The 13,156-nt window shown below is 72.9% G+C and carries 5 protein-coding genes; 2 read left to right on the plus strand and 3 right to left on the minus strand.

Translation table 11 applies throughout. From position 1 onward, the window contains the following. Positions 1 to 136 precede the first annotated feature (136 nt). Positions 137 to 1,354, minus strand: coding sequence for an aminotransferase class I/II-fold pyridoxal phosphate-dependent enzyme (locus ALLO2_RS03705; protein WP_369808119.1), 1,218 nt, complete (start codon positions 1,352 to 1,354; stop codon positions 137 to 139). Positions 1,355 to 2,145: 791 nt separating this feature from the next. Between ALLO2_RS03705 and ALLO2_RS03710 the strand changes: the two genes are divergently transcribed. Then, positions 2,146 to 2,883, plus strand: a complete 738-nt coding sequence (locus ALLO2_RS03710; RefSeq protein ID WP_035729926.1) for a class I SAM-dependent methyltransferase — start codon at positions 2,146 to 2,148, stop codon at positions 2,881 to 2,883. Between the two features lie 47 nt (positions 2,884 to 2,930). Here the strand turns inward: ALLO2_RS03710 and ALLO2_RS03715 are convergent, their stop codons facing one another. Then, the gene (locus ALLO2_RS03715; protein WP_035729765.1) at positions 2,931 to 6,305 is read right to left on the minus strand and encodes a UvrD-helicase domain-containing protein; all 3,375 of its coding nucleotides are present in this window, start codon (positions 6,303 to 6,305) and stop codon (positions 2,931 to 2,933) included. Between the two features lie 325 nt (positions 6,306 to 6,630). On the opposite strand from ALLO2_RS03715, the gene ALLO2_RS03720 reads away from it, so the two are divergent. Further along, a complete protein-coding gene (locus ALLO2_RS03720) occupies positions 6,631 to 11,715 on the plus strand; it encodes an AAA family ATPase (RefSeq protein ID WP_035729767.1) in 5,085 nt (1,694 codons plus the stop codon). A 42-nt stretch (positions 11,716 to 11,757) separates the two neighbouring features. Here ALLO2_RS03720 and ALLO2_RS03725 read toward each other — a convergent pair whose 3' ends face one another. Further along, positions 11,758 to 13,089, minus strand: coding sequence for an acetamidase/formamidase family protein (locus ALLO2_RS03725; protein WP_035729769.1), 1,332 nt, complete (start codon positions 13,087 to 13,089; stop codon positions 11,758 to 11,760). Positions 13,090 to 13,156 lie beyond the last annotated feature (67 nt).

Consider the following 13,156-nt stretch of genomic DNA (forward strand, 5'->3'; position numbering starts at 1 on the left):
CGTCGGNGACCCCTGGCCTAGGGCGCCGTCCGGGGTCTCCGTCACCTCGCCTCCGGCGAGCTTCCTGGGAGAGCCGTCGGGCGCCTCCGGCGCAATGCGGGGGCCCCGGTAGGAGCCTGTCTCGGCGAGGTGGGGTTCAGTCGCCGGCGCGGGCCTGCGGGACCGACACCAGGGGAAACCGCTCGACCGCCTCGGCCAGGACGGCCAGCAGATGATCGATCTCGGCGTTGGTGTTGGCCGCGGTGACCTGGATGCGCACCCCGACCTGCTCACGGGGAACGACCGGGAACGGCACCACACTCGCGAAGATCCCCCGTTCGAACAGAAACCGGCCCAACGGCTCGGCCTGCGCGGCGTCGACCAGGGGAATCTCTATGATCGGAAAGCCGCTGGCGTTGAGCGTGAACAGACCGAGCCCGCGCAGGCCGTCGAGGAACCGGCTGGTCAGGCGGTGCAGCCGGGCCCGGATGGCGTCCCCGCGTTCCGCGTTGACCCGCAGCCCGACCAGCCCGGTCGCCAGGGACGCCACCGGCGACGGGCCGGAGAAGACGTACGGGCCCGCGGTGGACTTCAGATACTCCTTCACCTCCGTGGGGCAGGCGACGAAGGCGAGCAGCGACGAGTACGCCTTCGAGAAACCGCCGACCAGGACGAGATCGTCGTAGGTCTCGCCGAGATGGCGGACGATTCCGTTGCCGCGGCTGCCGTAGGGGCTCGACGCGGCGGGATCACGCTCGCCGACGACACCGAACCCGTGGGCGTCGTCAACGTAGAGCAGGGCGTCGTGCGCACGGGTGAGCGCCGCGAGTTCGGCGAGCGGCGGGCCGTTTCCGGTCATGCTGTGGACGCCGTCGACGCACACCACCCGGGGGNGAGGGCTCGTCCGCAGCCGGCGTTCCAGCCGGTCGAGCCGGTCCTCGCGGAAGCGCGCCACGGCGGCGCCATGGGCCGCGGCCACGACCGCGCCGTCATGTGCCGTCTGATGGGCGTGCACCTCGACGAAGAGGGCCCCCTTGCCCACGAGGGCGGGCAGCACCGACAGCTGGATGTGGGTGATGGTCGGGAGCAGCAGCGCGTCCTCGGCACCGAGGAGAGCTGCGAGCGTGTGCTCGATGTCGTCGTACATCCGCGGGCTGGCGATCAGCCTCGACCAGCTCGGGTGGGTGCCCCAGCGGTCCAGGTACTCCGGGACCGCCTCGATGATCTCCTGGTCGAGATCGAGGCCAAGGTAGTTGCACGACGCGAAATCGGTGAGCCAATGATCACCGATCCGTATCCGGCGGCCGTCGATCTCGTCCACCGTCGCGTCGTAAAAGGGCGCGTGGCGGCGCAGGCGGTCCAGTTCGGCCCGCATACCCATAGGCTGATCAAGAACGTGTCGCCAGGCCGGCGATAACGCCGAGACAGGGGACGAAGGCAAGTCGGGACTTTCGTAGGTCTGCGACATCCCCGCGGCCTAGCCCATGCCCTGGGCCACGGCGATCGGCCGGGCGGGCAGGATGATCACTAGCATCCCAAACAGTCCAGATAGTCCAGATAGTCCAGATTCTCGGAAGGCAGTCGGCCCTGCCAGCGGAACCGGGTGCACTACCACCATCACCAGCCCTCAGGATCGCCGGGAACACACGTCGCCGGGTTCAGGGAACGAAGAAGCACCAACGGACCAAAGGAGTATTCAACACGTAAACAATAAACCTCAGGGCCCGGATAATTCCACAACAAGCGTGGTATGCCCCTGATCCGCGCAGCGGAGCCGGGAGATCGGGCGGACGCCGAGGCCACTGCGGACCGGGCGTCCACGCCACGGCCGGGGCGGATCCGACTGGCGGCCCGGGCGGCTCCCGCCGCCCACCGAAGGCCCGCCGCCGTGGTGTTATCGTCCCCGGCATGTCTGACACGGCGGCATCCGCGGCGACCTCCACCGCGTCCACGGCTGCGGCTTCCACGGCTCCCCCCGCAGGCTCGAGGCAGGCCCCGACACCCTCCGCGGCGACCCCGGAACCGGGTGGCGAGTCCCGGGCCGCGGCTTTCGGGACCGCGCCGCCGGCCGGCCCGTCCGGCCCGGTGCCGGCGAGCGGAGCGGGCACGGCGAGCGGAGCGCAGGCGGCGGCCACTCCCCGCGAGCGGACCAAGGAGGGTCCGCTGGTGCGCGCCCTGCCCTATTCCGGGTTCGGACTGTCGCGCTCGAAGACGCTGTTCCTCGCGCACCGCAAGGAGCCCGTCGACCCGGCTGGCTTCTACTCGCTGATCGCCGCGGACTCCGTGCGCCAGCTGATGCGGTACACATCCCTGACCGGCCAGCTCGTCCTCGACGTCGGCGGCGGCCCGGGTTACTTCCGCTCGGCCTTCCTCGACGCCGGCGCCCGGTACGTGTGGGTCGAGCCGGACGTCTCGGAGATGGAGGCCGGTGGCATCGAGGTTCCCGGCCGGGTCCGGGGCAGCGCCTTGGACCTGCCGTTCCTCTCCGGAAGCGTTGATCTCTGCTACACGTCAAACGTGCTCGAACACGTCCCNGACCCGTGGCGGATGTGCTCCGAACTGGCCCGGGTGACCCGCCCTGGCGGGCTCATCTTCCTGAGCTACACGAACTGGCTGTCCCCCTGGGGCGGCCACGAGACCGCACCCTGGCACTATCTGGGTGGTGACCGGGCGGCGGCGAGGTTCGAACGCCGCAAGGGCAAGGCGCCGAAAAACATCTACGGCAAGACTCTATTTCCGGTGTCGGTGGCCGACACCCTCGCCTGGGCGAAGCGGCGGTCCGACGTCGAGATCCTCGACGCGATGCCGCGCTATCTGCCCGACTGGGCGAAGGTGATCATCAGGATTCCCGGTGCCCGCGAGATTGTGACCTGGAACCTCGCGATGGTGTTGCGCAAGCGCTGAGCCGCCGGGCCGCGCGAGTGTCGGTCCAGCGGCTCCGGCCCGGTGGCTCAGAGGAGTCGCAACTGCTTGCCCGGTGCCGGCCGGCGCGACCGGCGCCGCCCGCCCTCGGCCGGGACGCCCTCGGCCGGGACAGAGGACAGCAAAGCCGGCCTGATGTCCGCAAGAAACGGTGAGGGACGGGTCGTCACGACCGACCCGGCGCGCCGCCGGCTGGCCGCCGAGGTGAGGACCAACCGATGCCTGGCCCGGGTGACGCCGACGAAGAAGAGTCGGCGCTCCTCCGCCTCGGCGTCCTTCGTGCCGGCGTCGGCGGTTCCGTCGGCGGNTCCGTTGACGCCACCGCCCGGGATCCCACCGCCCGGCGCCTCACCGGCCGGACCGAAGCGCATCGGCAGCAGCCCGTCCTCACAACCGACGATGATGACCAGGCCGTATTCCAGACCCTTGCTCGCGTGCAGGGTCAGCAGCGAGATCCGGTCCGCCCTCGGGTCCAGCCCGTCGACCTCGGCGGCGAGCGTGACCGACGTGAGGAAACCCGCCAGGTCGTTGCCTGCCGCTGCGGCGGCCGGTGCGAGCAGCTCCACCGCCAGGCGCAGCTCGGCCTCGGTCGGCACCCGTCCGCCGGAGAAGCCGGGAAACCCGTCGGACGGCACGGCGCCGAGCTCGCTTCTCCTCGCCTCGGCGAGATCGGTGGCCCGTGCCGCCGCGTCGCGCAGCAGACCCGACACCGGACGCGGGACGCCGGGACCCGAGGGATCCGTGGTCGTCAGGTCCTGCAGCAGGGCGAGCAGGTCGGCGACCGCGGGAGCGTCCGCGAGCGGGAGATGAGAGCGCCGCTGGAACGGGAAACCGCGGGTGGCCAGCGCTTCCATGATCGGCTCGGCCTGGCGGGCGGTCCGGTAGAGCACGGCGATGTCCGCGAAGGAGAACCCCGCGTCGACCGATCCGTCCACCCCCGAGTCCAACGCGTGGAACGAGGTACCGCCGAGCGCCGCGTCGATCGTGTCGACGACGGCGATCGCCTCCTCGGCCTCACTGCGGTAGCGCCGCAGCAGCACCGGGCCGTCGCCCTCGGCGCCCCGCACGGCGGTCAGGGTCCGGTCCGGGACCAGACTCGTGGGCGCGATCACATCGAGCGCCGTCCGCACGATGGTGCGGGTGGATCGGTAGCCGCGGGTCAGGGCGACCGGGCGGGCACTCGGGTAGTCCTGCTCGAACCGCAGGAAGAACCGGACGTCCGCACCCCGGAAGCTGTAGATAGCCTGGTCCGGGTCGCCGATCACGCACAGGTTGGCCGTGGGGGGACACAACAGCCCCAGCAGGCGGTACTGGAGTTCGTCGGTGTCCTGGTACTCGTCGACCCAGACGTGGCGCCACCGCCGCTGGTAGTGCTCGGCGAGATCCGGGGACGACCGCAGCAGGGTCAGCGGCAGGGTGATCAGATCGTCGAGATCGACCATGTCCCGATCGCGCAGCGCGGCGTCGTAACGGGCGAGCGCCCCGACCAGGTCGTGGTCGCGGATCGCCTGGCCGAGCGCTCGGTGCCGCTTGAGCTCGGCGACACCGGCCGCCACCCGCCGGCGCGTTCGGGCGTCGCCCTCACCGTGCAGTGCCGCGGCGATTAGCTCCACGCGCACCGCGTCGTCCGCGACCTGGACCTGCGGGCCCCGGGCGAGTTTCGCGTGCTGCTCACGGATGATCGTAAGCCCGAGGCCGTGGAAGGTCGTCGCGAGCACCCGTCCCGCGGCGTCACCCAGCAGGCCGGCTAGCCGTTCGGCGAGCTCCCCGGCCGCACGCCGGGTGAAGGTGACCGCCAGGCACTCCCCGGCCGGCACCCCGTGCTCAGCGACCCGGTGTGCGATCGCGTGGACNAGCGTACGGGTCTTGCCCGTTCCCGGTCCGGCGAGGACGAGCAGCGGACCGGACAGGTGCGAGGCTGCCAGCCGCTGCTCGGGATCCAGCCCGTCAAGCACCGACGGGGTATCGCCGGAAACCGGCGTGAACAGCTGGCTGTCGGCCACCGCGGCATCCCCCGGCACCACCGCGGCATCGGGTGCCGGACGCGCCCGCGCCGCGAGCGCCTCGTCGAGGGAGGGTCCCGCATCGATCCGGTCCTGCCCACCAGCCGCGCCGGACCCCAGGTCGAACAGGGTGCCACCGTCCCGGGCGAGCTCCCGGGGTTCGAACAACCGGATGACGCCGTATTCGCCGTCGAACCCGGCCTGCCGGATCACCTCCCCGCGGCGCAGGCGACTGATTGCCTCGACCAGCTCCGGCGATCCGACCCCAGCGATGTCCGTGAGCGGTNCGTCGCCGAGGATGTCGAGCTCCGGGCCCAGACGGGAGACCAACGACGTCACCTGGCCCGCGACCGCCTTGCTCTTCGGGCCCACGCCGAGAATCTCCCCGACGACCTCCGGCAACGGAACCAGCGAGGTGACGTCGGGCGCCGTGACGGGGCGGTGGCCGGGCCGCCGGTCGGCCAGCGCCTCGACCCGGTTGAGGACCCCGACGGTGAGGCCACCGCCGCAGGTGGGGCAGCGTCCGCCGACCTCCCGGGTCTGGTCCGGCGTGAGGACCACCCCGCACTTGCGATGCCCGTCGAGGTGGTACTTGCCCTCTTCCGGGAAGAACTCGACGGTCCCCGCGAAGCCGTCCCCGCCGCGCAGCGCGGCCTCGATGGAGAAGTAGTCGAGGTCGCAGGTGAACGCGGTCGCCTCCCGGCCGAGCATCGGCGGGGNGNGGGCGTCAGAGTTGCTCACCAGCCGGTAGCGGTCGAGACCGGAGATCCGCCAGAACATCTCCGGGTCCGCCGAAAGCCCCGTCTCCAGGGCGAAGACCTCGTCGGCGAGGTCGCCGTAGCAGTCCTCGACGGCGTCGAACCCGGACTTCGAACCGAGAACCGCGAACCAGGGCGTCCACACGTGCGCCGGGACCAGATAGCAGCCCGCCCCGCCACCAAGGGTGATCTCCAGCAGATCGCGGGAGTCCAGGCCCAGGATGGGACGCCCGTCCGCGGCGAGGTTGCCGATCCGAGCCAGCGCCGCCGTGATCCGTCCGGCGGCCTCCCGGTCGGGAGCGTAGAGAAGATGATGGACCTTACGGGTCCGGTCGCCCCTCTTGTAGATCGTCGAGATCTCACTAGAGATCATGAAGCGGGTCGCCGTCCGGCAGGAGGCCGGTAACGTGCGCAGCACCTCATGCTCAAGATCGGACCGCAGCCGGAACAGGCCGGGCTCGGCCGGGACCAGCTTCGTCGCGATCTCCTGAGACCAGGCCGGATGGGTGAAGTCGCCGGTGCCGACGACGGCGATGCCCTTGCGTGCCGCCCACCAGGCCAGGTGCTCCAGATCGCAGTCACGACTGCAGGCACGCGAGTACCGGGAGTGAATGTGCACATCAGCGTAGAACCGTGACCTCACGGATGCGTATGTTGTCGCACCCGCCTCACCATGCCGCCGGCGGCACGCCGCAACCTCACCCGAACCCGCACCCGCACCCGCACCCGGCGCACCCCGCGGACGGGCTACCCCCTCCTGTCGCTCCGTCGGAGAGGGGCACGTCATTATGCGTAGGATGCCGGCATCCTGCCGACCTCGCGGACGGGGCGTCACAGATCGGTGGCGCCACGGATCGGGAGAGCGGATCGGGAGAACAGCGCCGACGGGAGGAAAGTCACGTGTCGACAACCGACGGACGGCGTTTCCCTCCCGGCGCGGGCGCCGGGATCTCCAGAGCGAGGTCCTGATGACGACGCAGACCGCCGGCCCCGAGCGGCATGCCGCCCTCGCGGACCGCTGTCACCGGCTGGTGCGGTTCCTCCATGAGGTCGCGGCGGCCCGGTCGGGCCGGATCCGGACCATCGAGGAGCATCCGCTCACGGTGTGGCTCGCCGACATCCCGGCCGGCGTGCCGCTGTCCGAGCACGCCGGGGCCGGCGAGGTGCTGCTGACCGCCCCCGCCGCCACCGTCCTACCCCCACCGCCGCCACCGCCCGCGATCCTCGCCGGCCAGATCGTGCTGCCCGACGCGGCCGGCGCCGATCCCGACCAGCCGCCGGTGTGGAACGGCGCCGCCGCCGAGCAGACCGCCGCCGAGCAGACCGCCGCGGCGGCGGCCTACCAGGCCTGGTTGCCGCGATGGCAGCTCTGGGCGACACGCGCGCGCGTTGACGCGGAGCGACGCAATCTGCACAACACGCTGCACGCGGTCGCGGCCCGGGTGGCCCAGGAGGGTGACGCGCTGGAACTCGTGCTGGCGACCGGCCTGCTGACCTGGCAGCCACCGGGCGGCCCCACCGTCCGCGAGCACCTGCTGACCACCCGGCTGACCTGCGACATCGACCCGGTCACCTCCGATATCAGGGTGCGGGTCCCGGCGGGGGCCACCACGCGCCTCGCCGACGGCCCGCTACTCGACGGCATCGCCGGCTTCCGCCGGGAACGGACGAACGCGCTGCACGAGCGCCTGCGGGGACGACCGTCGGCGCCACTGGGTCCGGACGACATCCGGCTGCTGCGGGACTGGCTGGCGCTGGCGCTCGACGTGCCGACGGACGGCTTCGAACCCGACCTCGCGCCGCCCGCGCCCGACAGCGCGTCACGCCCGCGGGTGACCTTCGCCCCGGCCTTCGTCCTGCGCACCCGTGACCAGGCCGCCCTGCTGACCTACTACGAGCGGATGCTCGACGTCCTGCGGGGTGACGGACCTCCGCCGCTCGGCCTCGTCCAGCTGGTGGAGACCCTCGACGCCGCCGACCGGTTGGCCTGGCTCGAGGCAGAGGGAGCGACGAGCGGCGCCGAACTCGGTGCGGACCCGCTGCTCCCGCTCCCGGCCAGTCCCGAGCAGGCCCGGGTGCTGGAGCGGCTTCGCCACGACAACGGCGTCGTCGTCGAGGGCCCGCCCGGCACCGGCAAGACGCACACGATCGCCAACCTGGTCTGCGCCTTGCTGGCGGAGGGGCAACGGGTTCTGGTCACCAGCCAGAAGTCGCAAGCCCTGCGGGTCCTGCGGGAGAAACTGCCCCCGGACCTGCAGCGGCTGTGCGTGTCGTTCACCGATACCGAGGAGGCGCGCGACGCACCGGTCGACCAGGCCGGGAACGCGGGGGCGGACCTGGACGGCCGGCCCGACGCAGTCTTCGACCCCGCCCCGGCCGGGGCCGAAGACGAAGCGGACGAGCTTGGCGGCATCGGCGTGGGTTCCCCCGAGCTCGCCGCGAGCGTGAGCGCCCTGGCCGCGGAGAAGGCCACCTATCACCCCGAGGCGCTCGACCGGCGGATCGTGCGGGCCGCCGCGCGCCGGCAGGAGGCGATCCGCGCCCGCGATGTCCTGGCGGACCGGGCCCGCGCCCTGCGGTTGGCCGAGCACACGGTGCATCCGGACAGCGAGGTGGCCGCGGGCTGGGGCGGGACGCGGGCGAGCATCGCGGCGCGGGTCCGGGCCGAGGCCGACGCGTCGCGGTGGCTGCCGCGGCCCGTGCCCCGGAGCGCGGCAGCCACCACCACCGCGAGGACCACGGCGACGGGGTCCGGGTCTGTCGGCCCTGCGCCGGTTCCCCCGCCGTTGACCGACGCCGAGGCGCTGGAGCTCCACGCCCTGCTGCGATCCGGTCAGGTGCGATCCGGTCAGGTGCGATCCGGTCAGGACGTCGGCGCGGACCGGTCCGCCGGCCCGGTGGTCGAGATGAGCCGATTCCTACCCGCCGAGCGGTTCGCGGACCTGGTGGCCACCGCCCGCGCGGCCGACGAGGCGGTCCGCCTTGCCCGCGCGGCCGTCCGTCCCGCGACCCGGGGTCTCCTCGACACGCTCGCCGCCGTCGATCCCGCGGTGGTCTCCCTCGATCCGCTACAGCAGGCGGTCGCCAGCCTCTCCCGCGCGCTCGAGGAGCTCGACGGGCGCGGGCAGCGGTCGAACAGACGGCACTGGGTTCCGGCGGCCCTCGACGACGCCCTCGCCGGCCGGGACCGGGTCCTCTGGGCGAAGGTGGCCGCGGCCACGCCGATGATCGCCGAGGCGACGCGGCACGTGACCGAGCTCGGTCTGCACGCGGTCGCCCTTCCGACCTCCGCCTCCCCGGACGGCTCCGCCTCGGCGGCCGACGCCGGCTCCCCGGCGGATCCGGGCTTCGACCCCGCCGCCCTGCTCGCCCGGGGGGAGGCACTGCGCGAGTACCTCGACGCCGGGGGCGAGCTACGGCGCAGGTTCCGGCCGAAGGTCCAGAAGGAGGCGGACACGCTGCTGACCCGGACGCTGGTGGACGGCGTCGCGCCGACCACCCCGGAGCTGCTCGATCTCGTGCTCGTCCGGCTCCGGGCGGAGGTCGCGGTCGAGGCCGCGACCCGCGGATGGGTCCTGGTCGGGATCGCGCCGCGGCCCACCGATCCCTTCGAGGTACGCCTGTCCCGGCTGGTTGAGGCGCAGGAGGCCGTCACGGAGATCCAGGCGATCGTGGCGGCGCGGAACCGGGTCGTGGCAATCCTGGAGGACATCGTGCCCGGCCGGGCACCGGCGATGGACTCCGCCGAGCGCGTCCGGGATCTCGCGGCCGTCATGGCCGCGCTGCGCCCGATGGCAGCCGCCACCGACGCCGAGCGGGCGCTGGGGGAACTGCGGGAGGGCTACGCCGGGCTTGCCACCGCGGCGGGCACGCCGTCCGAGGTCGCCGAGCTGGCCGGCGCGGTAGCGGCCCGCAATGTGGCCGCGTACACGCGGACCCGGGCCGCGCTCGCCACCACCATGGCTGCCCGGGAGGTGGCGCTGCGCCGGGACGAGCTGCTCGGCCGGCTGCGCGCGGCGCATCCCGACCTCGCCGATCTCCTCGTCTCGACGGCCGGCGCGACCCGGCCCAATGGAGCGGAGATCTGGCCGGCCAGGCTCGCGGCGTTCACGACCGCCTGGTCCTGGGCGGTGGCCGCGAGCTGGCTGACCGCCACGGCCCCCGGCGCCGCCACGGCCCCCGGCGGCCCGGCTGGACCACCTGTCGATCTGGACGCCGAGCTGGACGCGGCGGAGGACATGGTCGCCGCGGCCACCGCGGAGCTGGCCGGCGCCCGCGCGTGGAAACACTGCCTCGAACGGATGGGCGCCGAGCAGTCGGCCGCGCTGCGCGCCTATGCCGACGCGGTGGCGGCCAGCGGCACCTTCGGCGGCCGCCACGCCGAGCGTTTCCGCCAGGCCGCCCGGGAGGCGATGGAGATCGCCCAGACGGCGGTGCCGGCCTGGGTCATGCCGATCCGGGAGGTGCTGTCGACGATCCCGGCGGTGCGCGACAGCTTCGACGTCGTGATCGTCGACGAAGGCAGTCAGGCCGGGCTCGACAGCCTGTTCCTGCTCTGGCTCGCCCCACGGGTGATCGTCGTGGGCGACGACCGGCAGTGCACGCCGCCGGTGGAGGTCACGGACGAGCTCGACCGGGTCTTCGACCGGCTGGAGGCCCTGCTGCCGGAGGTGCCGGCGTGGCTACGCGTCGGGTTCACCCCCCGGTCGAGCCTGTTCACGCTGTTGCGAACCCGCTTCGGCGAGGTGATCCGGCTGCGGGAGCACTTCCGGTGCATGCCGGAGATCATCGAGTGGTCGTCGGCCATGTTCTACCGGGACGCGCCGCTGCTTCCCCTGCGCCAGTTTGGCGCCGACCGGCTGCCGCCGCTGGTGGCCCGGTTCGTTCCCCACGGTTTCACCACGGACGCGGGCCTCGGTCCACGCAATCCGGCCGAGGCCGATGCCCTGGTCGCACAGGTGCTCTCCTGCGCCGAGGATCCCCGGTACGCCCGGCTCTCCTTCGGCGTCGTCGTCCCACAGGGCACCGCACAGGCGGCGCTGATCCGCGACCAGCTGGCCGACCGGATGTCCGCCGCCGAGCACCAGCGTCGACGGCTGCGGGTGGGCGTCCCCGCCGACTTCCAGGGTGACGAGCGCGACGTCGTCTTCCTGTCCCTGGTGGTGGCGCCCGACTCGCGCATCACCCCGCTGACCCGGCTGGAGTACCAGCGGCGGTTCAACGTCGCGGCCTCCCNGGCCCNCGACCAGGNCTGGCTGTTNCACTCCGTACCGGTCACCGATCTTGACCCTCGCGATCTGCGGCACAACTATCTGAGCTACGTGCTGTCCACGACGCACCCGGCGGCCGGCGGCCGCGGCGAGGAGCCCCCGGCACTCGCCGAAGTGCCGACCAACCGTCCGCATCCGGCCTTCGGATCCCTGTTCGAACAGCGGGTCTTCCGGGAGATCGTCGGCCGCGGCTACCTGGTCACCCCGCAGGTGGAGATCAACGGTCGGCGGGTCGACCTGGTCGTCTCCGGCGGTCGGGCCCGGCTCGCCGTCGAGTGCGACGGGGACGTCGGCTCCGGTCCGGACGAGATCGCGCACGAGTTCGCCCGGGAGCGCGAGCTGCGCCGGGCGGGCTGGCGGTTCTGGCGGGNCCNCCNGTCCGAGTTCGAACTCGACGCCGACGCCGCGTTGGCCTCGTTGTGGCCGCGGCTGGCGAGGGCCGGTATCGCGCCCGTGAACACCGGGGCGCGAGGACTGCGGGACGAGGCCGCCACCGGCCTCCCCCGCGTCGAACATTCCACCGTCCGGGCGAGCGCCGACGAGGCGCTGCACCGGTGGCGGCCCATCGCCCTGTCCGATCTGGAGGGCCTCGACGACGCACCGCCGGACGCCGATCCGCGCGGTTCGGCCCGTGATTCGGCCCCTGCCCTCCGGCGAGGCACGGGCACGGCCCCGGGCGCCGGTGGGGGAGACTGCTCCCCGCGTGCCGAACGGGTCGGTCAGGCCGGCGGCCCGGTCACCCCGTCCGGTTCGAACGGCGCCGGCAGGACGTCGGGATCGTGATCGTCGTGGGATGCCTCGACACCTGCTCCGGCGCCCGGCCGGTCACGGGGTGTCCGGGCCGCCGGCTTCCGCGTCGATCGGGGGTGAGGCACCGGCCGGCTCGGCCCAGTGAATCCGCACCGCGCGACCGATCTTCTCGTCGGCCCGATCCGGCGTCTTCTCCGCGGCGTGTTCCGGATCCGTCGGGTCCTCGGTCTCCGAGTCGCCCACGCCGACGATCCGCACGAGTCCGGATCGCGGCAGTCGCGGCTTCGCGATCGGCAGTTCGGTGAAGTCCGCCCGACGGATGCGGCAGAACGCGCTCTGGGTGCCGGTGCCGAGCTGGCAGGCCCCGAAGTCGGCCGCGGCGGACAGGTAGGCGAGCGCCTCGGTCCGGTCGAGCCCGACCCGGCTCTGCAGGAAGACCACCGCCGACCGCGCCGCGCGGCGGACGGACTCGGCGAGGTCAACGTCGAGCCCCAGGGTGACCCAGGCCGTGTCGGTCTCGATGAACGGTTCCCGCAGCGCGCCGAGAACCGACCGGGCCGCCGTGTCACGCAGCACGGTCAGCCGCAGCGTCGCCCGTAGCGGGCCATCCAGGGCGGTGGCACCGATCTTCCCGTCCCCGAGGGCGTAATGCGGATCGCCGACGGCGAACAACGCGCCGCTCACCTGGACCGGCAGGAACAGCCGCGCGCCCGCGCCGAGTTCCCGGCAGTCCAGGGCGCCGCCGTGCAGACCGATCGAGGTGGAGGGGACGATCTTGGTGGTAGTGTCCACGCCGACCGCCATGATGCCCAGGAACGGCGCCAACGGAAACCGGGTCCTGCTGCCGTTCACGCTGGTCAGGGCGCCGAACAGGCGGCCCCGCCGGCGCTCCACCGCACAGAAGGTGGTAACGGTGCGGAAGCGTCGCCAATGGCGGGCGTCGGCGTCCGCGTCCGGCGGCCCCCCCNCNGGGNACTCCCCTGCAAGCAGGCCCGCGCCATGGCGGGTCGAGACGATCCCATACCGTGCGCGGGGATGCAGCGAGACCACCTCAACCCGCAGCACGTCCCCCGGTTCCGCGCCCCGGATGAACACCGGTCCGGTGACGATGTGGGGACCGTCCACCCCGAACCGGTGCGGGATACCCGAAGCGGCGATCGCCCGGGCGTCGGCCAGCACCTCCGACGGCGCGACCCCGAAACCGGCGAAGAAGGCGTCGGGATCGCGCCCCTGGTCGCAGAGGATCCCCTCTTGGCTGACCGTGTCGAAGGTGACCGTGGCGCCGGAGTCGATACTGAGAACCGGCCTGGTCAGGGCGTTCGGCAGCTCACCCCATCTGATGGTCTCGGGGGTGGAGGGCAGGTAGTGCCGTCCCTCGATCCTTCCTCGGCCAGGCTGCAGCGCCACCCGACCCTACCTGGACCGATGCCTGGTCAGCGGACCTCCGCTGGGCCGGATCGCCTGGGCGCGCGGC

This window comes from Frankia sp. Allo2 (assembly GCF_000733325.1).
Classification (GTDB): Bacteria; Actinomycetota; Actinomycetes; order Frankiales; family Frankiaceae; genus Frankia; species Frankia casuarinae.